General features: G+C 61.1%; 23 protein-coding genes. 3 read left to right on the top strand and 20 right to left on the bottom strand.

Translation table 11 applies throughout. The annotated features are described in order from the left end of the window. Window positions 1-112: 112 nt before the first annotated feature. The 9 genes from JSS95_10095 to JSS95_10055 form a co-directional block, all read right to left on the bottom strand. Complete coding sequence (locus JSS95_10095) at window positions 113-934, bottom strand: hypothetical protein (GenBank protein MBS1800165.1); 822 nt, start codon at window positions 932-934, stop codon at window positions 113-115. Window positions 935-1,256: 322 nt separating this feature from the next. Further along, window positions 1,257-1,691 (bottom strand): biopolymer transporter ExbD, encoded by a 435-nt coding sequence (locus JSS95_10090; GenBank protein ID MBS1800164.1) that lies wholly within the window; start codon window positions 1,689-1,691, stop codon window positions 1,257-1,259. A 54-nt stretch (window positions 1,692-1,745) separates the two neighbouring features. Beyond that, window positions 1,746-2,186 (bottom strand): biopolymer transporter ExbD, encoded by a 441-nt coding sequence (locus JSS95_10085; protein ID MBS1800163.1) that lies wholly within the window; start codon window positions 2,184-2,186, stop codon window positions 1,746-1,748. A 143-nt stretch (window positions 2,187-2,329) separates the two neighbouring features. Next, entirely contained in the window at window positions 2,330-3,070 is a 741-nt protein-coding gene (locus JSS95_10080; protein MBS1800162.1) for a MotA/TolQ/ExbB proton channel family protein, read from the bottom strand. Between the two features lie 150 nt (window positions 3,071-3,220). Continuing rightward, entirely contained in the window at window positions 3,221-3,952 is a 732-nt protein-coding gene (locus tag JSS95_10075) for an energy transducer TonB (protein ID MBS1800161.1), read from the bottom strand. A 104-nt stretch (window positions 3,953-4,056) separates the two neighbouring features. Then, a complete protein-coding gene (gene secF / locus JSS95_10070) occupies window positions 4,057-5,019 on the bottom strand; it encodes a protein translocase subunit SecF (GenBank protein MBS1800160.1) in 963 nt (320 codons plus the stop codon). Window positions 5,020-5,112: 93 nt separating this feature from the next. After that, window positions 5,113-6,720 carry a protein translocase subunit SecD gene (gene secD / locus JSS95_10065; GenBank protein MBS1800159.1) on the bottom strand — a complete coding sequence of 536 codons (1,608 nt, stop codon included), beginning with the start codon at window positions 6,718-6,720 and terminating at the stop codon, window positions 5,113-5,115. Window positions 6,721-6,845: 125 nt separating this feature from the next. Beyond that, entirely contained in the window at window positions 6,846-7,157 is a 312-nt protein-coding gene (yajC, locus tag JSS95_10060; GenBank protein ID MBS1800158.1) for a preprotein translocase subunit YajC, read from the bottom strand. A gap of 293 nt (window positions 7,158-7,450) precedes the next feature. Continuing rightward, complete coding sequence (locus tag JSS95_10055; GenBank protein MBS1800157.1) at window positions 7,451-7,597, bottom strand: hypothetical protein; 147 nt, start codon at window positions 7,595-7,597, stop codon at window positions 7,451-7,453. Window positions 7,598-7,627: 30 nt separating this feature from the next. On the opposite strand from JSS95_10055, the gene JSS95_10050 reads away from it, so the two are divergent. Then, on the top strand, window positions 7,628-8,503 hold the full coding sequence (locus JSS95_10050; protein ID MBS1800156.1) for an isocitrate lyase/phosphoenolpyruvate mutase family protein: 876 nt from the start codon (window positions 7,628-7,630) through the stop codon (window positions 8,501-8,503). Window positions 8,504-8,581: 78 nt separating this feature from the next. On the opposite strand, the gene JSS95_10045 is transcribed toward JSS95_10050, so the two are convergent. From JSS95_10045 to JSS95_10035, 3 genes are all read right to left on the bottom strand, one after another. Continuing rightward, entirely contained in the window at window positions 8,582-8,992 is a 411-nt protein-coding gene (locus JSS95_10045) for a DUF3037 domain-containing protein (GenBank protein ID MBS1800155.1), read from the bottom strand. Further along, the gene (locus JSS95_10040) at window positions 8,970-9,755 is read right to left on the bottom strand and encodes an aminotransferase class I and II (protein MBS1800154.1); all 786 of its coding nucleotides are present in this window, start codon (window positions 9,753-9,755) and stop codon (window positions 8,970-8,972) included. Before JSS95_10040 ends, JSS95_10045 begins: the two co-directional genes overlap by 23 nt. A 223-nt stretch (window positions 9,756-9,978) precedes the next feature. Further along, entirely contained in the window at window positions 9,979-12,042 is a 2,064-nt protein-coding gene (locus JSS95_10035) for a Zn-dependent oligopeptidase (GenBank protein MBS1800153.1), read from the bottom strand. A 118-nt stretch (window positions 12,043-12,160) separates the two neighbouring features. Here JSS95_10035 and JSS95_10030 point away from each other — a divergent pair, with 118 nt between their 5' ends. Then, window positions 12,161-12,667 (top strand): heme-degrading domain-containing protein, encoded by a 507-nt coding sequence (locus JSS95_10030; protein MBS1800152.1) that lies wholly within the window; start codon window positions 12,161-12,163, stop codon window positions 12,665-12,667. A 90-nt stretch (window positions 12,668-12,757) separates the two neighbouring features. Here the strand turns inward: JSS95_10030 and tgt are convergent, their stop codons facing one another. The 6 genes from tgt to JSS95_10000 form a co-directional block, all read right to left on the bottom strand. Beyond that, the gene (gene tgt, locus JSS95_10025) at window positions 12,758-13,900 is read right to left on the bottom strand and encodes a tRNA guanosine(34) transglycosylase Tgt (GenBank protein ID MBS1800151.1); all 1,143 of its coding nucleotides are present in this window, start codon (window positions 13,898-13,900) and stop codon (window positions 12,758-12,760) included. Between the two features lie 78 nt (window positions 13,901-13,978). Beyond that, complete coding sequence (locus tag JSS95_10020) at window positions 13,979-17,326, bottom strand: TonB-dependent receptor (GenBank protein ID MBS1800150.1); 3,348 nt, start codon at window positions 17,324-17,326, stop codon at window positions 13,979-13,981. Window positions 17,327-17,439: 113 nt separating this feature from the next. Beyond that, window positions 17,440-18,573 carry a glycerophosphodiester phosphodiesterase gene (locus JSS95_10015; GenBank protein ID MBS1800149.1) on the bottom strand — a complete coding sequence of 378 codons (1,134 nt, stop codon included), beginning with the start codon at window positions 18,571-18,573 and terminating at the stop codon, window positions 17,440-17,442. Between the two features lie 77 nt (window positions 18,574-18,650). Continuing rightward, on the bottom strand, window positions 18,651-20,069 hold the full coding sequence (locus tag JSS95_10010; GenBank protein MBS1800148.1) for a DUF2252 domain-containing protein: 1,419 nt from the start codon (window positions 20,067-20,069) through the stop codon (window positions 18,651-18,653). Window positions 20,070-20,130: 61 nt separating this feature from the next. Next, on the bottom strand, window positions 20,131-21,927 hold the full coding sequence (locus tag JSS95_10005; GenBank protein MBS1800147.1) for a hypothetical protein: 1,797 nt from the start codon (window positions 21,925-21,927) through the stop codon (window positions 20,131-20,133). Between the two features lie 99 nt (window positions 21,928-22,026). After that, window positions 22,027-23,112, bottom strand: a complete 1,086-nt coding sequence (locus JSS95_10000; GenBank protein ID MBS1800146.1) for a Rieske 2Fe-2S domain-containing protein — start codon at window positions 23,110-23,112, stop codon at window positions 22,027-22,029. Window positions 23,113-23,284: 172 nt separating this feature from the next. On the opposite strand from JSS95_10000, the gene JSS95_09995 reads away from it, so the two are divergent. After that, window positions 23,285-25,240 carry a phospholipid carrier-dependent glycosyltransferase gene (locus tag JSS95_09995; protein MBS1800145.1) on the top strand — a complete coding sequence of 652 codons (1,956 nt, stop codon included), beginning with the start codon at window positions 23,285-23,287 and terminating at the stop codon, window positions 25,238-25,240. A gap of 192 nt (window positions 25,241-25,432) precedes the next feature. Here the strand turns inward: JSS95_09995 and JSS95_09990 are convergent, their stop codons facing one another. Together JSS95_09990 and JSS95_09985 are read right to left on the bottom strand one after the other, a co-directional pair. Continuing rightward, window positions 25,433-25,771: a cytochrome C oxidase subunit IV family protein gene (locus tag JSS95_09990; GenBank protein ID MBS1800144.1), complete on the bottom strand. Its 339-nt coding sequence runs from the start codon at window positions 25,769-25,771 to the stop codon at window positions 25,433-25,435. A 48-nt stretch (window positions 25,772-25,819) separates the two neighbouring features. Further along, window positions 25,820-26,554, bottom strand: coding sequence for a cytochrome c oxidase subunit 3 family protein (locus JSS95_09985; GenBank protein MBS1800143.1), 735 nt, complete (start codon window positions 26,552-26,554; stop codon window positions 25,820-25,822). Window position 26,555: the final 1 nt, after the last annotated feature.

Raw genomic sequence — 26,555 nt, 5'->3', positions numbered from 1 at the left:
CCGGCAAGCCGCAATTCTACCGGAGCTTCACAGGAATCACTTTGCAAAATGAAAGAGCCTCCCAATTGGGAGGCTCTTCTCAGGTACTACAGTCTCAGGTAGAGAACTGCGGCTAGTTCATGGTTACGCCGCCAGAATTCTTCTCTTCCTTCTTCTTCTCGTTCTCCTTGCGGGCGCCCATCGACTTCTGGCTCCAATCGTCGGCCTTGGCAAGGTCGGCCTTGCGGGCGTTGTCGTCGCCGCACTCCATGTCAGCCTTGCGGCGCCAGGTGAGGTTCAGGTACGACATGGCATCGTCATAGCTTGGATTGATCTCGACGGCCTTGTTCAGGTATTCCAGACCCTCAGTCACAAGAGCATTGTTGGCCTCCTGCATCTTCTGGCAGGCGCCCTTGCTCTTCTTCACGTTGCCGTTGCCGTCGTCAGTGAGGCCATCGGCCGCGAGAATCGTACGCGCGTTCTGGTACGACTGCATCCAGTCGACGACACCCACGGTGTAGTAGGCTTCAGCGGCCTTGGGGTCGAGCGCGATGACCTTCTTTTGATACTCTTTCGCCTCGGGCAGCTTCTTGGTATTGAAGTAAATGGAAGCGATCTGCTTCAGAGCACCGACGTCGTTCGGATCTTTGGCAAGAATCTCCTGGAAGCCGTCCATCGCCTTCTTGGCAATCGCCAGGTTCTCGGGAGTATCAAGGTTCGGCACAACCTGGTAGGAGTACGAGGTTGCAAGATACAACTTCGCCGTATCGTAGCTCGGGTCCAGCTCTATCGCGTTCTGGAAGTGGTTGACCGCTTCTTCGTAGCGTGCATTCTTAAAGGCCTGCACACCCTTTGTCAGCTGGTCACGCGCCTTCAGGCGGTTGCACCCGGTTACAGAACCTAGCATCAGCGCCAGTAGTGCGGCCGTAACCGGAATCCGTGCGGTCAATTTCATGGGACGTGATATCTCCTTCAAATAGGGCGCGTATCGTCAGACGGGATGACAAAAAACCACAAATGCAGTTTTGCGCTTGCGGGATGATTGTAATGGTATACCGCCCCCATGACCAGAGGCGACTAACTTATTCAGGTCGATAATTTTCAAATTTCAAAAAAAATCTTTACCTGTTTCGATGCGATGAATAGCTTGGGAGCAGTCCACCCGGGAGCTGCCTTTAGACCGGCAAAGCCATCATGAGTCTAACTAAAATCTTCGGCAAATGAATCGGGCGGCCATGTTCGCGACCGCCCGACGATGAAACCGTCCGAACACCGCCCTACTGGCCAGCCATGACGCGAGGCGTAATCAGACCGATATTGTCGACGCCGGCCTGATGACCATAGTCGATGACCTCGGCAATCTTGCTGAAGTCGAGGTCCTTATCGCCCTTGACAAACATGACCTTCTCCGAGCGGGCAGCAAAGATCTCAGCCAGCTTGGGCTCGAGATCCTGCTTGTTGAAGGCGTCTTCGTTGATCTTGTACGAAGGCGCACCTGCGCCGTTCGACTGCACCTGCACGACGATGGTGCGGTCGTTGACCTGGTCCTTGGTCTTGTCCTTCGGGGGCTGAGGCACGAGCGTATCCAGACCCTTCGGGGTAACCGGCACGATGACCATGAAGATGATCAGCAGTACCAGCAGCACGTCGATCAAAGGTGTCACGTTGATCTCTGAGACCGCTCCACCGTGACTTCCACCACTCATTCCCATAGCAAATTCTCCTGAATACTTCTAGCACCCTTCTCTACACCGGTAGAAAGGGTCTTACTTCTTCGGATTCTCTGGCGCTTCACGCTTCTCGGTCAATAGACCCAGCTGGCTGACGCCTGCTGCGCGGATGCCGTCGACTGCGTCCATCACCTTGCCATAGTTGGCGCGGGCATCGGCGCGCATGAAGACCTGCTTGTCGGTCTTGTTCTCCAGCTTCGATGAGATCTTGGGTCCAAGATCGTCGATCGAGACCTTGTCTCCGCCAAGGAAGATATCGCCGCTGCGTGTGACTGCGACCGTCACCGCGTCTTCCTTATTCGCATTCTCCATCACCGTCGCCGAATCGGTCTTCGGAAGATCGACGTTGACCTTGTTGTTCAGCATGGGAGTGATGACCATGAAGATGATCAGCAGTACCAGCATGACGTCCACCATCGGCGTCACGTTGATATTGGAATTGACCTTCGAGCCTTCATCCCTCTTTGAAATACCCATAACCTACGCTCCGTCCGGTTAGCCGTTCCGCTTCTCCGCGCCTCGCATCGGGCCCTATCCCTTCTGGTGCCAACCGCCTGGTCGACACCAGAAGGATGAATCAAGCCCCTGGATTCTCGCGGAATACCTGCTGCCGTTTTCTATTACCGGTGGCTCTGCTTGATGAAGTAGTCCACCAGCTCGGACGAGCTGTTGTCCATCTCCACGTCGAAGGCCTCAACCTTGTTGGTGAAGTAGTTGAAGGTCATAACGGCCGGGATGGCGACCAGAAGACCGAACGCCGTCGTGACCAGAGCCTCAGAGATACCGCCGGCGACTGCGCCGATACCAGAGGTCTTCTGCGTTGCGATCTGTTGGAAGGCGTTCAAGATACCAACCACGGTGCCGAACAGGCCGATAAACGGCGCCGTCGAACCGATGGTGGCCAGACCGCCCAGGCCGCGCTTCAGCTTGGCGTGAACGATGGCCTCGGAGCGCTCAAGAGCGCGCTTGGAGCTCTCGATCTGAGCGTCGGTGATCGCACCGCCCGAACCGAAGCTGCGGAACTCCTGCAGACCGGCGGTGACAACCTCGGCGAGGTGCGACTTCTTGGAGCGGTCGGCGACCTTGATCGCCTCGTCCAGACGGCCGTCCTTGAGAGCACCGGCGACCTTGGGAGCGAACTCACGCGATTGCTTACGCGCTGCCGAGAAGTACAGTGCGCGATCGATGATCACGGCCAGCGACCAGATCGACATGATGAAGAGAATGATAACGACCGCACGGGCCAAGTTGCCCATGTTGCCCCAGAGCTGGAGAGGGCTGAATCCTACCTGCGCCTCCTGAAAGAAAAGGGCCAGCGAAGTGGGTACATGAACGGTGGATGCGAGATGAGCGAGAATCACAGAATTTCCTCCTGATTGGAACTCTAACCTTCGTATTTCTAAGCCGTAACTCCCCAAAAGGGTGATGCGACGATGGGAAGATTCAGGCGCGAGATCGTTGTTTGTTGCCGGAAGCAGCCGCCCGGAGAAGGCGCGGCAGCCGGGTAGAATTTAGCCGCCGAAGTTGAAGTTGACTGTGACCGTCGTCTCCACCTCGGTGGGTTCGCCGTTCAGAATGTAAGGCTTGTACCTCCAGTTGCGCACAGCCTCCATGGCCGAGTTCCGCAACATCTCCGGGCCGCTGAGAACCTGAAGATCCTTGATCGTGCCTTCCTTGGAGATGATGGCGTGAAGAACCACTGCACCGGAGACGTGGGCCGCGCGGGCGATCGGGGGATAAATCGGCTTCGGCTGCGAGATAAGGTTACCGGCAACTACACCGCTCGATACGCGAACCGGACCCTTTGGCTTCTCAATCTGAACCTTAGGCGCGGGAGCGCTGCCCATGGCACCCATTACACCGCCAGGGACGCCCGAGCCGGAGCCCATGCCGCCCATACCGGCAACGCCAGCCATCTGCGGCGGAGGAGCGGCCTCCTCCTTCAGCATCTTGATGTCCTTGGGGATCTTCGTGGGAGCATGAAGGCCCTGGTCGATCTCGGAAACCATCTTGATCGGCTTGACGATCTGCGCCGGCGGCGGCGGCGGTGGTGGTGGCGGCGGCGGCGGCGGCGCCGTCAACATGGCCGTCATGGCCGTCTTCGGCAGCGCCTCGGGGTACAGCAAGGGGATCAGGATCAAGGTGCCAAGAATTGCAGCGTTGAAAGCGAACGTGCCGATCATCCAGTACTTGGATTTCGTCTTGATCTTGCCGCCAGACTCCATCAATGAATCTTCAAACATATCCAGCCTCGTAAAGATGAGCTATTGGAGTATAGACACCACGACTTTTTTCTTTGTTCCCGTATTAAGCATCTTTCCGAAGAAAAATTTCCACATCCTGTGGATTACGTGCGCGCATTTCTTCCCGCGGGAAGTGTCGCGACCTTTCCGTGCTTCGTCCGCCACTCCTGGTAGGCCACCAGCATGGGCGATGCGACCGCAATCGATGAGTAGGTGCCGATCAGGATGCCTATGACCAGGGCGAAGGAGAAGCCGTGAAGCACTTCGCCACCAAAGAGATACAGCGACAGCACGGTCAGGAAGGTGAGTCCCGAGGTCAGCACGGTCCGGCTCAGCGTCTGGTTGATGGAGCGGTTGACCACATCGCCCAGAGTGTCGCGGCGGCTCGAGGCCAGGTTCTCGCGGATACGGTCGAAGATCACGATCGTATCGTTCATCGAGTAACCGATCAGCGTCAGGATGGCGGCGATCACCGTCAGCGTGATCTCCTTATTTGTCAGCGAGAAGGCTCCGATGGTAATCAGCGTATCGTGGAAGACCGCCACGACAGCCGCCACGCCGTAGATCAGCTCGAACCGGAACCAGAGGTAGATCAGCATCCCGATCAGGGAGTAGAGGGTCGCCAGCATGGCCTGCTTCTGGAGCTGCTTGCCAGCCGTGGGGCCGACGATCTCCACCTGCTCCACCGTCGCCTTGGAGTCCTTGTAGTTGTTCGCCAGCGCCGTCTCCACCGCCATGCGGCCGGCGTCGTGCGCCTGGTCGGTCGCCGACGAGATGGGCAGCGAGATGATGACCTTGTTCGCCGCGTGGCCGCTGGGGTCGCTGACGCGCTGGATCGTGGCATTATGCACGCCGCCCTGGGCCATTGCGGCGCGAATGTGGTTCTCGTCCGGCGCGCTCTCAAAGGACACGCGAATCTGCGTTCCGCCGGTAAAGTCGACGCCCTTGGGGATGCCGTGCCAGAACAACATGCTTAGGACCCCGGCGACGGAGAAGATCAGTGAGAAGCCGAGGAAATACCACTTCTTGCCCAACCAGTCGATATTAGTGCTACGAAAAAGTTCCACGTTTGCAATCCTTTATTCCAAAACTTGTCATTCCGACCGGAGCGCAGCGAAGTGGAGGAATCTGCTTCTCTACCACTGACAGCACCCGGCCCATCAAATCGACAGCGCCGCGCCGCGCTCCTTGCCCTTCAGGTGCGAATCGAAGATCACGCGCGAGACAAAGACGGCGGTAAACAGGTTCGCCAGGAGGCCGAAGGCCAGCGTCACCGCAAATCCTCGTACCGGACCGGTGCCGAAGAGGAACAGGATCAGCGCCGAGACGATGGTCGTCACGTGCGTATCGATGATCGTGATCCACGCGTGGGCGAAGCCCTGCTGTACGGCGATCGCCGACGACTTGCCCGCGCGCAGCTCTTCACGAATGCGCTCGAAGATCAGCACGTTGGAGTCGACGCCCATACCGATGGTCAGGATGACGCCCGCGATTCCAGGCAGCGTCAGCGTTGAGCCGGTGAAGCCCATGAAGCCGAGCAGAATCACCAGGTTCAGGACCAGCGCCAGGTCGGCGTTGATGCCCGCGCCGCGGTAGTAGATCAGCATGAAGATCATGACCGCGGCCATACCCGCAATCGCCGCGAAGACGCCCTGGCGGATCGACGCTGCGCCCAGACTCGGCCCGACGGTGCGCGTCTCGAGGAACGAGATCGACGCCGGAAGCGCGCCGGTGCGGAGCATCAGGCTCAGATCGGCCGCCTGCTGCTTGGTGAAGCCGCCGGTGATCTCGCCGCGGTCGCGGATGGCCGACTGGATTCCGGCAACCTCGCGAACCTTGTTGTCGAGCACGATGGCCATTGAGCCGGGGCTCGCCGAGGTGGCCGAGTGCTCGCTGGTGTACTTGTAGAAGCGGTCGCCCGCCTCGGTGGTCAGCGTAAAGGTGATGTTCGGACGGCCATTCTGGTCGGTCGAAGGCTGAGCGTCACGGAAGTCCGTTCCTTCGACCTCACTGACGCGCTTCAGCAGCCATACCTGATCCGGAGAACCGGCCGTCGCCGCGCCCTTCAGCAGGATCGAGTCCGCCGGAATGATGCCGTTGTTGGCCTGCATCGCGTCCTGGTCGCTGGCATAGGGACCACCGGTCACGGCATGAATTTCGAGCTTGGCCGTGGACTGGATGATGTCCTCGACGCGCGCCGGATCGTCAAGGCCGGGAAGCTCCACCAGAATCTGGTTCTCGCCCAGGCCGTACTTCTGGATCACAGGCTCGGCCACGCCCAGCTTGTCGATACGCTCGCGGATGGTCTCAATGGAGGTGTCGACGGTGCGGGTGGCGAGGTCGGTCGCGGCAGACTGCTTCATCGTCAGCGTCTGCGTACCGTCACCGCCGGATGCCACGTCGTAGGCGCTGTAGTTCACGCCGTTGAAGACGCTGCGCGCATCACTGATTTTGTCAGCCGGGATGCCGGAGACGATGATCGTCTGCTGACGCGAGGCATCGGAGCGGGCCGCCGTGGCGCCGGAGATCCCCGCCGTCTGCAGGTCCGTCGACAACCTGGCCGCGTCGCGGTCCACCGCCGAAGCCACAGCCTCGTTCACGTGAACCTCGAGCACGAGGTGGGTGCCGCCCTTGAGGTCGAGACCGAGGTTGATGCGCCGCGTGATCGACTCCTTCAGCCCGCCCTTCGGTATGCCCACAATGCCATAGCAGAAGATCAGCAACACGCCAACAATGAATGCCGTTTTACCGGTCAGATTCTTTCCCATGCGTCTCTCTTTACAGGGGCATCAAACTCCAGCCATGCCCCGAATCCCATCTTGTTAAGGGCACGGTCAAAGCCGTGCCGCAAACTGCCTTGAACTCCATACGGCTTTAGCCGCTGAGGTAGGTTTTACGAAGCCGTGTCTTCGGTCGTCACCGCGGCAATCGCGCTTTTGACAAACTCCAGCTTGACGCCGTCAGGCTGTACACGCAGAACGACGGCATCGTCCTTGACCGTCAGGACGGTGCCCTTAATGCCGCCATTGGTGGTGACGCGGTCACCCGACTTGATCTGCCCCAGCATCTGCTGCCACTTTTTCTGCTTCCGCTGGTTGGGGACGATCATCAAAAAATACAGCACGACGAAGAACAGTACCGGCAGAGCAAGTCCGCCCAGACTTCCCAGGCCACCAGACGCACTCTGCAACCAGATTGCAAACATCCGTTATCCCATCCCCTCGGGTGACAGCACCGGCCGCCGAAAGAGGCGCAAAAAGGCGCGACTTTGCGAACAGGCCAAAATATGTGCCTAGCCTCTTAGCATCGCGGTTCCGCGCCCCTGTGTCAAGAATGCCGGGTATTTGGCAGGGCCTCGGCTTGACGAATGGGGCACCTGTTCGAAGGTTGCGTCCCGAGCAAAAGAACCTGTCACCCCGAGCGAAGCCCGAGCCCCTACAATGTGTCATTCCGAGCGAGCGAAGCGAGTCGAGGAATCTGCTTTCCTGCCGATGCACCTTACTGCGCTGGGACTACTGAAGTTGTGGCTGGCTGAGCCTTGGCTGTAGAGAAGCGGACCTCTCCACTGCGGCCCTTCTGGCCTCCGGTCGAGATGACACGGATGTGGCTGGTTCCCGTAACAATTTGCACCGATCTGGCCTGCATGACACTCCTATACCCAGAGGAATCAGGCAGATGAATCCAGACGCCTTCGCCGCACGGCGGGCCACCTTTCGCAAGCTGCATGAATCCGGCTTCTTCGTCATCCCGAACCCGTGGGACGCTGGCACGGCGCGGTATCTGCGCTCGCTGGGTTTCAAGGCGCTGGCGACGACCAGCTCCGGGCTGGCTTTTTCGCGGGGGCTTCCCGATGCCGACTGGGCCGTACCGCGCGACGTTGCGCTGGAGCATATTCGCTCCATCGTGGCTGCGGTCGATGGCCCAGGCGAGGCCCTGCCCATCAACGCCGACTTTGAATCCGGCTACGCGCACTCCCCCATTGAGGTCGCCGAGAACGTCCGGCTGTGCGTGGCCACTGGAGTTGCGGGTCTCTCTATAGAAGACGCCACCGGCGACCCGCGCAAGCCGCTCTACGATCTCCCGCTCGCCGTCGAACGCATCCGCGCCGCCCGCGAGGCCATCGGCCACTCAGGCGTCCTGCTCACTGCGCGCGCCGAGTGCTTCCTGGTCAACTGCCCCGATACACTCAACGAATCCATCCGCCGCCTGACCGCCTACGCCGAGGCAGGCGCCGACGTGCTCTATGCTCCCGGTGCGGCCACCCGCGCGGAGGTCGAGGCCATCGTCGCCGCCGTTCGTCCGAAGCCGGTGAACGTGCTGCTCGCCTCAAGCCGCGGTCTTTCGCTTAATGACCTTGCCGGGATCGGCGTTCGCCGCGTCAGCGTAGGCTCCGCCCTCGCGCGCGCGGCATGGGGCGGCTTCATCCGCGCCGCAACGATGATGGCGCGCGACAGCTCCATGGAGGGACTCGACAGCGCAGCGCCCTTCGCCGAGCTGAATAACTTCTTTCGCAAAGACCTTGCGGAACGCGCCATCAGGGAGAGCGATTAAGCGTACCTGGGCCTATCGGCCTGGGCTGTTATGTGACGGGCCTCCGGCGATGAAGACTACACCTGCGAGGAAAAGGCTCTAGCCAAGGGATGTGGAGGAGGGGCGATCCAGCAGCCGCTGCCAAAGCTCTTCCATCGCATCTCCCGGGCCTTGTTCGCACAGACCCGTATGCACGGGCGAAACCTGAATGATCGTGCTGCGCGGCGAGACCAGCCAGTGGAAGCGCTCGCGCAGTGCAAGCCTCGCGATCGGCCCTGCGGAGATATCTCCCGCCGCGATCTTCGGAACCGCCTCAAGATGCCGCCGCACCAGTTCGACATCGACCTCGGGCCACAGCGCCTTCAGACGCCGTTCGTCGACGACGACTCGCGCTTCGAGGAACTTGTGTTCGAGGCAGAAGACGATCACGCCCGCATTGATGTACTCCCCGCGCTCGACGCGAGGCACAACGCGCACCACCGCATAATCAAACGAGCTGGGTACGGGCACGGATCGCCTCCTCGGTAAAGATAGCGGAAGCGGCAAGCCGCCGCGAGAAGAAGTCCAGGTAGACGACACGCTTCTCTGCTGCGTTGATACCGTCGTCGTCACGCATGAGCCATTTGTCGGGCACGGCTTCGAGTATCTCGGCGACGCGATCCGGGCGCAGCGTGGTGCGGGCCTGCTCGTCCGCCTCTTTCAGCTTCGTGGCCCACGGCAGAAGCACGTGATGCTTCACCTCGCGGAACGAAGATTCCGCACGCTCGATCATCGTGGCCCAATCATGATGGACATACATCGCTGCACCATGATCGATGAAGTAAAGCTCCTTGTGCCAGCAGAGCAGGTTCGCATTGCGTGGCGTGCGGTCGACGTTCATCACGAAGGCATCGAACCACACCGCCATCGACGCCGTCTTCGCGTCGGCAGCATCGCCCGCCGCAGGATCGAACATCGTCGATCCCGGCAGATAATCGAGCGCAAGGTTCAGCCCCACGCTCGCCTTGAGCAGGTCGCGGATCTCCTGATCGGGCTCGTTGCGTCCCAGCGCAGCATCGACTTCAACGAAGACAAGCTCAGGAACATTCAGCCCCAGATCGCGGCCGATCTCTCCGGCAACAAGCTCCGCCACAAGCGCAAGCGGCCCCTGCCCCGCGCCTCGAAACTTAAGCACGTACAGGCCGAGGTCGTCTGCCGCGACGATGGCGGGCAGACTCCCTCCCTCGCGGAGAGCAGTGACGTACTGCGTGGCTCTTACTGTCCTGAGCTGCATCCTCTCAAGTGTAGCGGTATGAGAGGAGAAGTTCTGGTCGGGGTCGGGTGCCCCATCTTCGCGACGGCTTTATCGTCGCTAAGGTGGGCAATTTTCGCGGCAGCGAAAATCCCGACACTCTCCACACTCTGAAACGACGGATCGTGCTTCGCACGATACCCACCTTAGCCCGCCTTCGGCGGTCGAAGATGGGGCACCCGGGTTTGTGGCTACACAGAAGACTCTACTTGCCGACGGCCTTCTTCGCGCCTTTCGCCTCGAACTCCTCGTTCATCCACGACTTCAGAGCATCGAGACTCTGTTCTCTCCCGAGGAAGTCCTTGACGAGTTGCGTCGCAGGCTTCGCCGCTCCCGGCTCCAGCACCGACCTGCGATAGCGCATCGCCGCCGGGCCCCCTAGGAGGTTGTTCTTGTCGAACTGCGCGAAGAAGTCGACGGCGATCACCTTGTCGAGCATGTACGTGTAGTAGTTCGACGAGTAGCCGGTCAGGTGCGTGAAGTTCGCATAGAACCGGTTGCCGTCGACAAACGTCAGTGGCGAGAAGCGCTCGAAGTCCTCCTTCCACAGCTTGTCGAAGTCGATCCCGTCTGGCGGCTGGTTGTGCACCTGTAGCGCATACGTGGAGTAGAGCAGTTGCGCCTGCACCCAGCGTCCGCGCCCATAGGCGCCAGCGGCGTTCATCTTTTCCACGAGCGCTGCGGGAATTACCGCGCCGGTTTTATAGTCCTTGGCGAATGCGGAGAGGATGCCGCGGTCGCGGAACATCTCCTCGAGCATCTGCGAGGGAGCTTCGACGAAGTCGCCCTCAACATTGAAGCCGCCGGCGTTCGACCACTGCCCCTGGCTACCGAGGATGTGGTGCATCAGGTGGCCGAACTCGTGGAAGAAGATCACCACCTCGGAGTACTCCATCAGTCCGGGATCGCCTCCCGCAATTCCCCCGGAGAAGTTGCAGATCAGCGCGCCCTCAGGTAGCTGCCTGCCCTTGATACCGGGAACGATCGGCGCGGACGAGAACCACTTGTCCTTGCCCTCGCGCGGGTGCATGTCGAGGTAGATGCGCCCTAGCTTTCTGTGATCGGCAGACGCGGCATCGAAGACGTCATAAGTGGAGACAGACGCGTCCCACGTCTTCGCATCGGGAACGGCCTTGAACTCCACATGGAAGAGATGCGCCGCCGTCGTCAGGATTCCCTCCTGCACCTGCGTATAGGGGAAGTAGGGGCGCACGCTCTGCGCGTCGAAGTCGTACTTCGCGCGGCGATACTGCTCAGCCCAGTAGTTTCCGTCCGCGGCGGAGATGTTCTTCAGACCCGGCTGCTGTGTCTGCGCATAGGCGAGCATCATCTGATACTCCTTGTCGCCGATGCCGCGCGAAGTGTCGTCCACCTGCTTCAGGAATGTCTTCAGGTTGCTCGCCGAGCCCATCATCTGGTCGGCCATCGCGAAGTCGGCGAAGGTCTTGTAGCCGAGCGTCGTCGCCAGCTCCTGCCGCGCTTCAAGAATGCTCTTCAGCACAGCTACGTTCTTCGGATAGGCGCGCTGGTTGTACGCCAGGTACATGCGCTTGCGAAGCTCCGCACTCTTAGCAAAGCTGAAGACCGGCGTCGAGTCGGGCGAGTCAGTATTCAGCGTATAGCTGCCGTCGGCGTTGGGTTTGTGGCGGGCGATATAGTCCGCGGGCAGGCCATCCAGCTCGGCCTTCGTCGCCTTGACCTCGAGCTTGCCATCGGCAACGTTGCGACCGAAAACCAGCGACTGCTCCGTGATCTTGTCCTGCAACTTGCGCAGTTTCGCACGCGTGGCATCGTCCTTGTCGACGCCGGCCAACCTGTACTCCAGCAGCGCGCGCTCGACGTAGTGCTTCGTTGCCGCATCGTTTACAGGCAGCGGGACAGCCAACAGCGCCTTGTACACCTTCTGGTTCAAACTCAGGTCCGTCGATACCGACGAGATCTTCGCCACCAGCGCCTGCCCCTTGTCGCGCAGCGGAGCGGCATCGCCCACGGCGTACATCAGGTACGCTTCGTTGCCAGCCAGCGACAACTGGTTCAACGCTTCGTCATACGGACGCACCGTGTTTGCGACCGTGTGCGCTTCCGTCACCGCCGTCACCTTGTCGATGTCGGCCTGCGCCGCGGCAAGACGCGCGTTGACCCACGTCTCAAGGCCCGCCGGATTTGCTCCCTCGGCCCATGCATGCAAGGGGTCCTGCGCCAGCGCCGAAGCGGAGAGTGCGACCAGGCACCCCGCGATCAAAATCGTTTGAGAGAAGTTGCGATTCATGGCCAAGGGAAAGTCCTCCAGAAGTGTTCGCAGATAATTCTATGAATAGTTGCCGCGCAGACGAAGTTGTTCCGTCACATCGTATAGGCTTTTTTAGGAAGAGAGGAACCATCACCCCATGACCGCAACCGCCCACGACGATCTCTCCCGCGTCATCCACCAGGAGGCCGAGCTGCGCCTGCCGCACTTCGACAACAACGGCGCCTGGAAGCTCGGCAACCTCGTGCGCGAGCTCGCCGTCCAGCGCAATCAGTCCATCGTGATCGACATCCGCCGCTTCGGCCAGCCGAACCAGCAGCTCTTCTACTGCGCGCTGGCCGGCACCACGCCCGACAACGCCCGCTGGGTTGAACGCAAGGCGAACGTCGTCGCGCGCTTCCATCGCAGCTCCTATCAGCTCGGCCTCTTCCTCGCGAAGAACAACATCACCTTCGCCGAAAAGTACTCGCTACACGACGCCGACTACGCCTGCCACGGCGGCAGCTTTCCTATCCACGTTGCGGGCACAGGCATCGTCGGCGCGCTCACCGTCTCCGGCCTGCCGCAACGGCAAGACCACAACCTCGTCGTCGAAGCGCTGTCGATTACGCTGGGGCGCGACCCGGAAGAGTTGAAGCTGCCCTGACGGTCTACCGGCGAATAACTCTTTCCCCTAACTGGTGACACTTTATTCTGGAACGATAGATATCGGTTGGTTGCCCGCGCGAGCAACTCGCTAGCCAACCAACTCCGCCCGCACCCGGTCCATCGTCGCCAGATAAAAGTGCAGGTTGTGGATCGAGTTCAGCGTGAGCCCCAACGGCTCGCCCGCAACAAACAAGTGCCGCAGATAAGCCCGCGTGTACCGCGCACAAACCATGCAGCCGCACGTCGCATCGATGGGACCCTGGTCTTCGGCGTACTCCTTGCGCTTGATGTTCATGCGCACCACGCTGCCGTCTTCCGCGCGCGTGAAGAGAAGACCGTGGCGACCCGCGCGTGTGGGCAGCACGCAGTCCATCATATCGACGCCCATCTTCGCGTACTCCTCGATCTCATCCGGGTAGCCCACACCCATCACGTAGCGCGGCTTGTCCTTCGGCAACCACTCGAGCGTGCGCGCGATCATCTCGCGCGTCACCTCGCGCGGCTCACCCACAGCAAGCCCGCCGATGGCATATCCCGGAAGGTCCATCGCAACCAGATGCTCTGCAGATTCCTTGCGCAGGTCCACATACATGCCTCCCTGCACGATGCCAAAGAGATTCTGCGTCTTCTCTTCAAGCTCTGAGAACCACGGCACCTTATGCTTGTTCGCTTCGAAGTGGTCTTTCGAGCGCTGCGCCCACGCATGAGTCAGTCCCATCGACTCCTTCGTGCGCTCCCAACTCGCAGGCGTCTCCACGCACTCGTCGAAGACCATCGCGACGTCCGCTCCGAGCGCGATCTGCACGTCGATCGAGTGCTCCGGCGAGAAGAAGTGCCTCGATCCATCGAGATGCGAACGGAACTCCACGCCGTCCTCAGTCACCTTGCGCAGACTGCTCAGGCTGAAGACCTGGAAGCCGCCCGAGTCCGTCAGCATGGGCCGCTCCCAGCTCATGAACTTGTGCACACCGCCGAGCCGCGCAATCAGCTCGTGTCCGGGCCGCAGGTACAGGTGATACGTGTTCGCAAGAATGATCTCCGCACCGCGCGGAGTACCGTCAGCCTTTGGCGGCCCTATCTTCTCCAGGACGCCCTGCTCCACCGTCTTCACGCTCGCCGCAGTCCCCACCGGCATGAAGACCGGCGTCTGCACGACACCATGCGGCAACGTCAGAGCTGCTCTGCGGCCACCGCCCCCGGCCGTCGCGTGTATCTCAAATGTCAAAGCCATTCTTTTGATTGTAGTTGTCTTAAAGAGAAGAACGCCGATGGCACGAAGCCACCGGCGCGCTCCCGATGCAATTTGTCTTTAGAAGAGCACCTTCGCGCCGAACTGAACGATGCGCGGATCGAACGTGCTGGTGATCGTACCGCCGGTCAGGTTGGCGCCGGAGATTCCGATGCCGCTGCCGGGCTGCGTAAAGTTGGTGTGGTTCAAGGCGTTATACAACTCGCCGCGGAACTCCACCTTCAGACTCTCGACCGGAGTATCGAAGCGCTTGTTGAACGCCAGGTTCAGCGTCGTGAAGATGGGGCTGCGGCCAGGGTCGCGTGCCATGTTGCCGAACGGGCTTACTGGGACGCCGTTGACAGTACTGATTGGATTTGTCGGCAGCGAGATGGCCGCGAGATTGGTGTACTGCAATGCAGTACCCGTCGATTTCGACTTGTCCAGCGAGTTCATTGGCTGACCGGCCACGCGGTTCGGACGATACAGGTTCTGCCCGCGATAGCTCGCCGAGATGCCCGACACCTGGTTGGCCGTCGGGGGCGTATACGTGACCTGGTACGGGAAGCCGCTCATCGCCTGGTTCACCGCCGAGACCTGCCACTGTCCCAGCACCTGGTTCACGATCCCGCCCGTGTTCAGAAAGTGCCGTCCACGGCCGAACGGAAGCTCGTACACCAGCGACGTCGTATTCACGATCGGCTGGTTGTACTCCGACTGTCCGTAGTCCCCCGCAGGGTTGCGATAGTCCTGCATCGAAGGCGTGTTCGCCTCGAGCGAAGCACCCGCGTTGTCCAGCGCGTGCGACCACGAGAACGAGTTCAGCAGCGTTAGACCCGCAACCATGCGCTGCTCGTAGCGCACCTGCAACGCGTTGTAGTTCGAGTACGCCTCGTGCAACGCGATCGTGATGTCGCCGTAGGTCGAAATCGGCCGCGTGAACTTGTTGTTCGTAATCACCTTCGGGTCGGCCTGGTTGTAGTTGCCGAACTGCAACAGCTTCAAGCCATGATTGCCGACGTAGGCCACGTCGAACAGGATGTTCTTCGCGAAGCTGCGCTGGATGTCGAGGTAATAGTTGTGCACGTAGCTGTCGCGATAGCGGCTGCCGTCGATGTACGCTACGTTCGCCGTGATCGGATTGAACCCGAGCGTGTTGCCGGGAAAGCCATTGTCGATCGGGTTGTAGGTCGCCGCGCTTCCGCCCGCGTTCGGAGCGGCCTGCGTCACCGTCACGAAGAGCGCGCTGGGAGGATTGATCGCAAGCACATTGCCCGAGCCCGCGCGATCATAGTGCGAGAAGCTGATGCCGTAACCGCCGCGGAGCGCCGTCTTATCGTCGACCGCGTAGGCAAATCCGATGCGGGGAGCGAAGTCGTTGCGGTCCGGCTCATAGCCGTACCTGTTGTTCGTCGAGGTCACCGGTACCATCGCGCCCAAAGGATTCGATGCCGCGAGCGCGGGGTTGAAGTTCGACTGCCGGTTCTTCTCCTCCCAGTAAGGCGTCGTGTACTCGTAGCGCACGCCGATGTTCACGGTCAGCTTGGGCGAGACTTTCCAGTCGTCCTGCAGATAGGCAAAGTTCGAACGATTGCGAAGCTGCGCCACAAAGTAGCTCGACAACGAGTACGCGCTTGAAGCCCCCCAAAGAAAGTCCGCAAAGGTGTTGTCGCTCGTCGAGGTCTCAAGCGGCGCAACCTTGTAGTTGCGGCTGTAACCTCCAGCGAAGGTGAAGCTGCCGTACAGGGGGTTTGTGTCCTGCACGTCCATCCACATCTGCTGATACTCGTAGCCCGCCTTCAGCGAGTGGTTCCTGATCACCCACGAGTAGTTCACCTTGGGGTTGAACAGCGACGGGTTCTGGAACTGCGGATTCGTCGTCTGCCGTCCCAGCGCCGAGAAGCCCGTGATGCTGATTCCGGGGATGCCGCCCGCGACCGTCGGGTCGGTCGGCAGTCCCGGATACGTAAAGCCGGGGTTGGTGCCGATCGAGAGCGAATACTTGCCGGCGCGCGTGCGCGAGAAGCTGACACGCGCATCCAGAAGCTGATTGGAGCTGATCACGCGCGTATAACCGCCTGCAAGCTGCTGGTCGAGAATGCGCTGCTTGCCGTTCGAGCTGCCGTCCAGCGGAAGCCCGAAGATCGGGAAGTCCGTCGCGTTCGTCTTCAACTGCGAAGCGCGCACGAAGACCGTGTTCTTCGAGTTGATTGTGTAGTCCAGCCGCAGATCGCCCTTGTCCGTATAGTTGTTCGAGCGCTGGAACGTCGTGAAGTTGCTCGTCGATGCGGTGCCGGGATTAAGCTGCGTAATCAGACCGGCGATGGTCCGCGCCGAAGGCGAGATGTGAGGCGCGTTCAGGATCGATGTTCCCGCCGCGTATGCCGTGCCGTCATACGGATCGTAGACTGTCTTCGAGAACTTGCCCGCGAGCTGGTTCGGCGTCGGCAGCGTCGCCGTCGAGATCTGCTTGCGAACCTGGCGGAAGCCCTCGTAGTCGAGGAAGTAGAAGAGGTGGTCCTTGATGATCGGACCGTTGATGTTGCCGCCAAACTGGTTGCGGTTGTAGCTGGGCTTCTTGCCTCCCGGCGGACGGAAGAAGCCCGTCGCGTTCAGGTCGGTATTGCGGATGAACTCGTACACGCGCCCATGCAACTTGTTGCCGCCCTGCGCGAACGCCACGTTGATCACGGCGCCCGACGCGCGGCCGTACTCCGCGGTCTCGTTGTTCGTCACCACCTGGAACTGCGCGATCGAGTCCGGCGCCGGCTGAATGATCTGGTTCGAGAAGCCCTGGTTCGACTCGCCGTAGGCGTTGTTGTCCATGCCGTCCAGCAGGAAGTTGTTGAAGATCGAGCGCTGGCCGTTCACGTTGAACGATCCCTCGCGCGTCAGGCCCGTGTTCGACGTGCTCGAGTAGGACTGCGTCGTCTGCCGCACGCCCGTCGTCAGGCCGATCAGGTCGGAGTAGTTGCGGCTTACCAGCGGCAGCGCCGCCGTCTGGTACTGCGTCACGATCTGGCCGCGCTGGCTGGTGTCCGTCTCCACCTGCAACGACACGCCCGTCACCTCAACCGTCGTGCTTGTCTCACCGACCTGTAGCGTCAGGTCGATTCTCTGCCGCGCCCCTACCGAAACGGAGATATCGTGCGCTCGCGCCAGTGCAAAGCCTGTCTTGCTGATCTCGATGTTGTACTGGCCCACGCGTAGCGCCGGAACCTCGTAGTCGCCACTGTCGTTCGACTGGCGCGTGCTGACCACGCCCGTCGCGATATTGGTAACCTTGATCGTTGCGCCCGGAACGACCGCGCCCGAGGCGTCGTGCACCGAGCCGACAATGCTGCCGTTCTCGTACTGCCCCAGGGCGCGCCCAGGCAACAGAACGAGGCACGCCAGCGCGAGTGCCAGCAAAGAGAAAGTTTTACGCATGGAAGCAAGGCTAATCCCGCCCTGTGTACATGCGATGACGAAGTTGTGACTTGACGATGAATCGACCCGTTGCATTATACAAACCTCCAGGAGATCAAGGGCAGCGTTCGCCCTTAATGGCTGATGACCCGCAACGACTCGGGAACCATGGGGCTCGAGAGCAGTTTGGGACTGGACGTCAGGTAGTACGTTGGAATCTTCGGGAACTGCTCCTCGACCAGAACCAGCGTCCTGTAGTCGAAACTCTGCACCTCTGCGCGCTGCGTCATTCCGTTCTTCACAATAGCTCCGCATAGCGCATCGACGAACGCCTGCGGCCCAACCGTGTGATTGCGGTGCTCCTCATCGGTCGCGATCCCCTCAGGCATGAGCTTCGTCTCGATGTTGAACCGCGCGCGCGCCGCATTGCCGGCCCGCTCCTTCGCGTGCGCGTCGCCCTTACCCGCGCCCGTGCGGTAGTACTCCACGTAGAAGTTCACGAAGCGAAATAACTGCGCCGCATACGTCGGCACATACGGGCTGATCAGCCCTTCCTTCTTCGCAAACGCCACAGCAACCGGCGACAGCGCAAGGTCGTTCTTCTGAGCATCGCCGAAGTGCACCTTGTCGCAGATCAACGTCTTCTGCGCCTCCGTGCTCGAGATGTCCTTGATAAAGATGCGGTTCTCCAGCGTGTACGGCTTGCCGTCGGCGCGGCGGCAACTCTCCGGGTTCAGAAACTGGTCGTGCCAGATCAGCGAAACACCGTCGGTCGTCACGCCCGTGTCCGTCTCCAGCGTCGTCGTCAACTGATCGAGCCCGCTCTCGAATGAAGGGAGCGTGTTCTCCGGCCGCAGACCGCGTCCGCCGCGATGCGCCGTCACATCGAACCGCGCGAGGTATTTCTTCTGCGCCTCTGTCGTCGCCGCCGCGCGCTCCTCCTTCAGCACCTGTTGCAGCAGATCAGGCCTGTCCGTAATTAATCCGTCGACACCCAGGCGGATCTGCGCGCGCATCTTCTCCCGCTCATTCGTCGTCCACGGAACGATCTTGAAGCCCTTGGCCTGCAACTCTTTCACCGGGACCGCGCCGTTCAGCACCGTCGAATCCACCGGCGACAGCACAGGCTGCACCGCCCCATACGCCTTCGCATGGGCACCTGCCTTCTCCATCAGTTGTATGTAGGGATTCACCGAAGCATCCTGTGCTTTCATCGTCACAGCCGCACACGCGCAGAAGATTACGCCGCCTAAAATTCGCTTGTCCATAAGCAGCAAGCATCCTACATGAAAGTTACGTAAGCGTTACGGTGGGAGGCACCAGACCCGGCAACGGGCACCGGGGATCAGTGGAGATGCGCGGCGAGGTTGCTTTTTTTCGTCACAGCCTTTCCGTGGCTTTTCCTCCACGTCACCAGCGTCTCCCAGTCCGCCTCCGTCTGGTCGGCGTAGGCCGTGGCAAAGGCAGCCACCGCGTCGTCGAACCGAGTCGAGCGCCCAAGATAACCCGCGATCTCCATGCAGCCCCCCGACCGCGCGTGTCCGCGCGCCAGCAGCTCTCCGCACACCTCGGCATACTCCATAAGCCCATCCGGCGTCAGATCGTCCAGATTGATCGAAGCCTTGTGGTCGTTCAACTGCCGCACCAGGTACTCGCGGCCATCAAGCGTCGTCCATCCCAGCATCGGGTCGGACTGCAACTGCATCGCGCGCTCCCCATCCACCACGCGCCTACCTTGATGTTCCCCCTTCGGCACGGCACGCAGGCCCGTTACCTTCCCCGCATACGACGCATACCCCGATTCCGCCTCTTCCTTGATCTGCAGAAACAGAGGGTCCTTCGCTCCATTACCTTCCATGTAAACACAGTAGTCGCGCAGCCCCACCGAGCCCGTCCCCACCACCTTGAATGCCACATCCAGCGGCCTGTACTGCGCCAGAAACACTCTCCTCTCCGGTTGCAGCGTCTTCGCATATTGTTCCAGCGAGGCGATCACCTTCTTCGCCATCGCTCCCGTCACCCGCGTCAACACCGGAGGCAGCGCCTTGAAGACTCTCTGCTCATGCTGCGATCGCTTCGCTTTACCCGGCCCCGCTTTGCCGGACTTCGCTTTGCTGGCCACTCCCTGTCTAACCTCGGTCAACTGTTCCAGCGTATGCGCCGGTGTAGCCCGCTGCGCCAATCGCAGAATTCCGTCGACCGTTGTCACCGAACGCAACCGATGCACCTGGTAGCGCGCCATCTCCAGCACCGGCAGTCTCGACAGCGCCAGCATCGTCACCCGGTACTGCCGAAGAAACACCTGCGATGCCTCGCGACAGTCCATCTCCCGCATATGCGAGCCACGCGCGGCCACGATCAGACTCGCCGCCATCCGCTTCACGTCCCACTCAAACGGCCCCGCGATCGTCTCGTCGAAGTCGTTGATGTCGAAGACCAGCCTGCCGTCCGGCCCAGCGTACGCTCCCAGGTTGCGCACATGCGCGTCGCCGCAGAGCTGTGCCGCGATCCCCGGAGTTTTCATCAGCGACAGGTCGTAGGCCATCACCGGCACCGCGCCGCGAAAAAACCCGAACGGCGAGGCCGCCATCCGCTCATACTTCAGCGCCACCAGCTTCGACACACGCCCACGCATCGACGCCTGCATCAGCCGAATCGGATCTTCGCGCCGCAGCGTCGCGTTCCAGGCCGCATGGTCCACACGCGGCATCACTTTGCGCCGCTGCTGCCCCTGCTCCCGCCGTTCCGCCGGAGTATGCGCCATCGCTCTCTCCCTCGCTCGCGCAACAGGATACTCTACGCCCTCTTCCTTGCGTCCACGCGCTCTACTGACCGCTCGCCGCCTGGCCTTCGATCCAGGCACGGGCCGTCTGCACCTGCGGCAGGTCGGCATCCGCATTGGCCCACACCGCAAGCAGGCGCGCATACTCCGCCGTGGCCAACTGACGATGCTTCGCAGCCGCGTCCGCCTGCGCCATCCCGAACAGCGGATACCCTGAGTTCGGACGCTCCTTCAACGCAGACTCGTACGCCGCCTTCGCCTCGTCGTATCGGCTCGCCCGCAGCAGCGCGTCGCCGCGCGTCTCGCCCACGGGACGTATGTACATCGGCGGCTCGCGATAGCCCAGCGCGCGCTCGGCATCCGCCGCCCTGGTAAACATCGCATCCGCTTCGACGCCGCGCCCCTCGGCCAGCAACACACTCGCCGTCAGCTCCATCGACGCGACATCGAGAAAGCTGTGGAGCGGCTTCGCCATCGCGTCCTTCGCCGTGTACGACATCGGCATCCCGGGCATCGCATCCGCGTCGGCCGCGGGCTGCGCCTTCACGTAAGCCTCCAGCGCGTCGGCCGACTGGCGCGCCGCCTTCACGCCGCCATGCTCCAGCGCCAGCATCCCTCGCGTGTAGCCGAGCATCGCCTGCCGCAGACCGGCCAGGTTCTTCAGCCCGGCGTCAGGCGCACTCTGCTCAAGCGCCGCCGTCGCGGCCTTCCATTCGCCCGCGCGCAACAGCACCGGCAGCTCCACGTTGAGCCGCGTCAGCCCGTCGCGCGGCGTCTGCCGGTACAGCGTCCCTCCCGCCGTTCCTCGCGCATTCGTCAGCTTCGCAGAGATCGCTGTCGCCTCCGCGATCCGTCCCGCCTCCATCAAATTCGCGATCAGGTACATCAGGTTGTGCACGTAGTTCCAGTCGTTGGCCACGGTCACCTGCTGTGCCTTCATGTACGCCTCGTCCACATGCATCGAGTCCTCGAACGACACGCGCGCCGTCTCGTAGTCTCCCGTGCGGTAGAAGATGTGCCCCGGCATATGCACCATGTGCCCCGAGGCCGGCGACAGCGCTCCCAGCTTCTTCGCGCTCTCGAGCGCAAGCTCCGGATGGTTCCCCGGCTCCACCGCATGAATCCAGTAGTGGTTCGCCGCCGAGTCGTCGGGATGCTCCTTCAGTATCTCCACCAGCAGTGCCTGCCCCTGCGCCGTACCCGCCTTCGGCCCGCCCTTTTTGTCGAAGCCGTTCATCATCGACTCGGCCAGGTAGATCTTCGCCTGCACATCGTTCGGGTAGTTCCGCACCAGCTCCCGCAGGACCTTCGTCTCCTCCGAGTCCTTATAGGGCTCGTCGCCGCCACCGCCCGTATTCGGGCCATGCTTCGACCGCGCCGCCTTCTCCTTGCTGTCCGCAACAGTGGCCTTGATGTAGAGCCGCTCCGCTTTGCTTGCGTGCCCCGAAAGCGCCTTCGCCTTCTTCAGCGCATCGTCTCCCCAGGCCACGCCGCCGCCGCGAAAACTCGCGGCCTGGTAAAGCCCCCAATAGCACATCGCGCACTTCGGGTCCGACCGCACCGCCTGCTCAAACGCTCGCGCCGCCTCGTAGTCCCAGAAGTCGTGCAGCAGGTTCAGTCCCTGCGTGAACCACATCTTCGCCTCATCGTTGGCCGCCGTGATCGCAAGCGAGCTGTTGCCCAGCCCCTCCATCTTTACCGGCGCGGGAAGAGTCTCGGCTGATTTGATCTCGCCCGTCATCTCTCCGCCGTGACACATCATCGCCGGCTGTTGAGCGAAGGCCGCTCCGCCAGACAACACACAACAAAACAAAACAGCCAGCTTGCGACGACAATCCATCAGACTCGCTCCTTGCAACAGACATTCAGCATATTTGGCCCATCACCTATCGCGCCAAGTTCACCGGGGAGACCTGTCCAACACCCGACCTCAAGTTCGCTAGCTGCGCCAGTGCAACGTCACCGGGGCCGTCAGGGGATGTTCACCCGTTCCTTTGAGCCGCGCCTGCTTCAGAGCGAAGTACCACTTCGCCGGCTTGTCCGCATCGTCGATCAGCATCAGCCCTGGGTGATACCTCAGCCCCTGGGCCTGCTCGACCATCGTCTGCTGGTCCTGCCCGACGAACCTCCCGCCAAAGTATGTAGCGATTGAAGTTACAAATGGAACATGGTAGAAGACGTTCCACGCGGCAAGCACATCGATCCTGCACGTGGAGGCCGTTACCGGCGTGACAGTAGTCAGGCTGGAGAACCACTTTGCGCCCGCGCGAATCGTCTCATAGCGGCGGTTGGGCAGTACGAAGTCGATCGTCGTCGTAATCAGCTCGCCATAAACTCCCAGCAACTTATAAGGAGCCGAGTTCGCGCTGGGAGCATGCGAAGACATCCTGAAGCCCTGGGCAATCGGCTCGAAGTGCTTCGTCTTCTTGTGAATGCTCGAGCGGCTGCGCCACCACCACGCCTGGTGCACAAACGGACCGTGCGCCGGGTCCATCAGGCCGATGATGCCGTGGTCGACGTTGCAGGGCAGGTCGGCCACAAGATGCGCCGAACGATACTTCGCCGAAAACTTCGGCAGCTCCGGCACCGGAGGCAGTTCGCCGAGTGACCTTCCTGTACCTGCTTCCGGCATATACACCCACGCATAACCGTCGCGCTCCTCGCACGGATACGCGCCGGCATAGATCTTTCCCGGCTCGAGCCCGTCGTGCGACGTCAGCGAAGGGATCTCCTGGCACTGCCCTGAGCACGGCTCGAACTTCCAGCCGTGGTACTTGCACTGCACATTCGCTCCGTCGAACCACCCCGCCGACAACGGAATGCCGCGATGCGGACAGAGATCGCGCATCGCGAACAGCCGCCCGTCGCGCTTCCGCCCCAACACCAGCGGAACGCCGAGCAGAAGCGCTGTCGTCATCTTCCCCGCGCGCAGCTCACGCGAGCGCAGCGCCGGGTACCAGTCGCCGAAGATCAGCTCCGCCGGCGGCCCCGGAGCCTGTGAGTTGAGTTGAACGAGATCGCGCATCGGCAGTAAGCCTGAGTCTACACAAACTGGACCGCGGTTTGGCGCAGAGGCCCGCGGGCAAAGTCCTAAGTCCGCATGGTTACCTCGACTGGGGTCGCTCGAAGGCGACGGAGCTACAGCTTTTTATCCGCGAATCTCCGTACATATCCGCTGCCGCCCATACACTTGTGATGTGCCTCTCGAGTACACGCCAACACGACGCAATCGCCTGATTGTCGTCGCACTGTGGTTCTTCCTGTATTCCACATTCGCCCTGCTGGCGCCGCCGCTGCTCGACGACGCCGACTCCGTCCATGCCGAGGTCTCGCGCGAGATGCTGCTGCGCCACGACTGGGTCACGCTCTACGCTAATGGCATCCGCTACCTCGAAAAGGCGCCTCTGCTCTACTGGTCGATGGCCGCCAGCATGAAGGCCTTTGGCGTGAATACCTCTGCCGCGCGCTTCCCGCTGGCCCTTACCGTGCTCGCACTGGCGCTGGCGCTGGAATGCTTCGCTCGCCGCGCCTTCCAGTCCACACGCGCGGGCTTCTACGCTGCGATCATCCTGCTCTCGAGCTTCGGTATCTTCATCTTCACCCGCATCACCATCCCCGACGCGATGGTCTGCCTCTGGCTCGCGCTGGCGATCCTCTGCTTCTGGATCACCGAGCAACAGCAACAACCCGATCGCCTGCCCTGCTTCGGATTCGCCGCCTGCTGCGCTCTCGGCGTTCTCACCAAGGGCCTCATCGGTGTCGTCTTCCCTGTCGGGATTGTCGCCGTACACCTCGTCGTCACACGCGGATGGCGCGGGGCCTTCGCCCGCATCCTGCGCTGCCACCCATTCACCAGCGCGGCGATCTTCCTGCTGATCGCGGCGCCGTGGCACATCCTGATCGGCCTTGCGAACCCGTCGCAGGGAGACCCCGGCAGCATCACCTTCACGCATGGACACTGGATCGTGCCGCAACCAGGCGATGGCAACGTCCACGGCTGGACGTGGTTCTACTTCGTCAACGAACACCTTCTCCGCTACCTCAACCTGCGAGTGCCGCGCGACTACGACACCGTTCCGCTGGCACTCTTCTGGGGGCTCCTCCTCATCTGGCTGATGCCGTGGAGCGCCTTCCTCTTCCACGCCGTCTCGCAGATTGAAGTACGCGCGGCGGTTGCTGCTTCACCTTTATTCGCGCGATGGAGATGGTTGCAGACAAGGATCAATCCTGAGCGCCACGTGGTGTCACTCACGCCGGAAGAAAACACCGTGTTGCTGCTTGGCATCTGGGCTGCGGTACCGCTGCTCTTCTTTTCGCTCTCCACGCGGCAGGAGTATTACGTGCTCCCCTCGCTGCCTGCGCTGATATTGCTGATTGCCGCGTGGCTGATGCGCGAGGCGAACGAGGCTGAGTCCTTCAGCATTCCCGACACTCTCGTCGTATCCGGCCAGCGCATCGCCACCGTACTGCTGGCCTTTGGATCGCTCGCCGCACTGGCGGCGCTCTTCTTCGTCTTCCACGCGCAACCACCGGGGCCGAACATCGATCTTGCAACGCTGCTACAGCAGAACCCCGGCGAGTACGCTCTCTCCTTCGGCCACTTCCTCGACCTCAACGCGCAGGCGATGGGAGCCTTCCGCAAGCCGCTCATTATTGCAGCAGTCGCTCTCTTCGGCGGAACACTGATCGCATGGCTGCTGCGAAAGAGCTACAGGCCGCACCTTGCGAACTTGTGGCTGGCTGCGGGGGCGTTCGGCTTTCTGATAGCTGCGCATCTCGGTCTGCAGATCTTTTCCCCTGTACTGACATCGAAGCAGTTGGCCGATGCCATCGCAGCCGGCCTCAAGCCGGACGACATCATCGTTATCCACGGCGAGTACGAAGCCGGCAGCTCGCTCGGCTTTTATTTGAACCGAAGCGACATTCACATCTTTGAGGGACGCAGCTCGAACCTCTGGTACGGCAGCTTCTTCTCCGATGCTCCGCCAATCTTCGATGACTCAAACACGCTGCGACTGAAGTGGAGCGACATTCACCGCGTCTTCCTCTGGCAGGATGTGAGCGAGCCGCTGCCTAAGCTCCCCGGGAAGACCTACCTGCTGATGCAAAGCGGCGGCAAGGAGATCCTCAGCAACCAGCCCAACCCTTATTAAGCCAGAGTACGCCCTGCTCGTGCGGCGGCCACTTCGTGACTTCTATACCGGCTTTGCCCTGGGCCTCTCGCTGGCGTGAGAATTCTTCCAGCGACCAACGGGAGCAGCAACCCGAAGAGGATATACACGTCACAAAGCGACCAAAAAAGATGCGGCCCGAGGGCCGCATTATCGTTTGAAACAAAAACTCTCTTACCAGAGTCCCCATGCGCGCGTGATGTAGTCGCTCAGCGTCATGGTGATCAGGATCAGGAAGGTCAGGAAGCCCGATGCGACGGTGAGCTTGATGAGCTTCGACTGATAATAGACGTGCATGAAGAACAGGATGACGATCACTGCCTTGGTGCATGCAATGGCCAGCGCCACGATCGGGTTGAAGATCCCCAGTTCGATCTTGGCTGCAACCACCGTAAGGATGGTCCCCACCAGAAGCGCGACAAACACATAGGTGTACTGGAGCGGCGAGACGATGTGATGGTCCGCGTGCTCCGGGTTGGTGATGTTTGCGGGATCGTGAATATGTTCAGACACTTGTTCTCTTCTCCTCCGCAGCCGTCGAGCGGCTGCGCGCTTCTCTGGCTAAACGGGATGGCGGTTGATGAGATATAGCAGCGGGAACAGGAACAGCCACACAATATCGACAAAGTGCCAGTACAACCCGAAGTTTTCTATCGGCGCCACATACCCCGAGCTGAAGTCTCCTCGCTGCGCCCTGGCCAGAAGCCAGAACAGCAGCCCGATACCGATGATCATGTGCAGCGCGTGCATGCCGGTCATCGCGAAGTAGAGCGAGAAGAAGATCTGCGTCTTCTGCGCCATATCCGGAGGCAGCGGCTTCTCATTCAGACCATACGCATGGGGATTGACGAACTCTTTGATGTCGAAGCTCGCGCCGGGGACGTGATGCTTCTCCCACTTCTCGTGGTACTCGACATATTTAATGCCAAGGAAGACCGCGCCGAAGGCGATCGTGAGAACCAGGAAGAGCACCAGCAGGCCCTTCTTGCGCACCTCGGCCGCCCACACGCCGAGCGCCATGAAGAAGCCCGACGTAATCAGCACCGCGGTATTGGTGCCTCCCAGCGGAATGCTGAGCTGGTTCGAGGCCACGACGAAGGCATCGTAGTACCAGTTGCGGTACAGCAGATAGGCGAAAAACATTCCGCCGAAGAACATGATTTCCGTCAGCAGGAACAGCCACATGCCGAACGTCCCGGCCTCGCGCTGCTGCTCCTCCGTCTCGAAGTGGTGACGGAGTTGCGGCAGAGCGGCGTGGTGATGCTCCTCTGCGTGAGTATCGGATGCTACTGCGATC

It is taken from the genome of Acidobacteriota bacterium (genome assembly GCA_018268895.1).
Taxonomy (GTDB): domain Bacteria; phylum Acidobacteriota; class Terriglobia; order Terriglobales; family Acidobacteriaceae; genus Edaphobacter.
Note: the sequence above shows the minus strand (reverse complement) of the source record. Positions and strands in the feature narration are given on the sequence as shown.

Bases quoted from the DNA above. Each gene is read 5' to 3' on its own strand.
- JSS95_10095 (MBS1800165.1), bottom strand. From the start codon at position 934: ATGAAATTGACCGCACGGATTCCGGTTACGGCCGCACTACTGGCGCTG.
- JSS95_10090 (MBS1800164.1), bottom strand. From the start codon at position 1,691: ATGGGAATGAGTGGTGGAAGTCACGGTGGAGCGGTCTCAGAGATCAAC.
- JSS95_10085 (MBS1800163.1), bottom strand. From the start codon at position 2,186: ATGGGTATTTCAAAGAGGGATGAAGGCTCGAAGGTCAATTCCAATATC.
- JSS95_10075 (MBS1800161.1), bottom strand. From the start codon at position 3,952: ATGTTTGAAGATTCATTGATGGAGTCTGGCGGCAAGATCAAGACGAAA.
- secD (MBS1800159.1), bottom strand. From the start codon at position 6,720: ATGGGAAAGAATCTGACCGGTAAAACGGCATTCATTGTTGGCGTGTTG.
- yajC (MBS1800158.1), bottom strand. From the start codon at position 7,157: ATGTTTGCAATCTGGTTGCAGAGTGCGTCTGGTGGCCTGGGAAGTCTG.
- JSS95_10055 (MBS1800157.1), bottom strand. From the start codon at position 7,597: ATGCAGGCCAGATCGGTGCAAATTGTTACGGGAACCAGCCACATCCGT.
- JSS95_10050 (MBS1800156.1), top strand. From the start codon at position 7,628: ATGAATCCAGACGCCTTCGCCGCACGGCGGGCCACCTTTCGCAAGCTG.
- JSS95_10040 (MBS1800154.1), bottom strand. From the start codon at position 9,755: ATGCAGCTCAGGACAGTAAGAGCCACGCAGTACGTCACTGCTCTCCGC.
- JSS95_10035 (MBS1800153.1), bottom strand. From the start codon at position 12,042: ATGAATCGCAACTTCTCTCAAACGATTTTGATCGCGGGGTGCCTGGTC.
- JSS95_10030 (MBS1800152.1), top strand. From the start codon at position 12,161: ATGACCGCAACCGCCCACGACGATCTCTCCCGCGTCATCCACCAGGAG.
- tgt (MBS1800151.1), bottom strand. From the start codon at position 13,900: ATGGCTTTGACATTTGAGATACACGCGACGGCCGGGGGCGGTGGCCGC.
- JSS95_10020 (MBS1800150.1), bottom strand. From the start codon at position 17,326: ATGCGTAAAACTTTCTCTTTGCTGGCACTCGCGCTGGCGTGCCTCGTT.
- JSS95_10015 (MBS1800149.1), bottom strand. From the start codon at position 18,573: ATGGACAAGCGAATTTTAGGCGGCGTAATCTTCTGCGCGTGTGCGGCT.
- JSS95_10010 (MBS1800148.1), bottom strand. From the start codon at position 20,069: ATGGCGCATACTCCGGCGGAACGGCGGGAGCAGGGGCAGCAGCGGCGC.
- JSS95_10005 (MBS1800147.1), bottom strand. From the start codon at position 21,927: ATGGATTGTCGTCGCAAGCTGGCTGTTTTGTTTTGTTGTGTGTTGTCT.
- JSS95_10000 (MBS1800146.1), bottom strand. From the start codon at position 23,112: ATGCGCGATCTCGTTCAACTCAACTCACAGGCTCCGGGGCCGCCGGCG.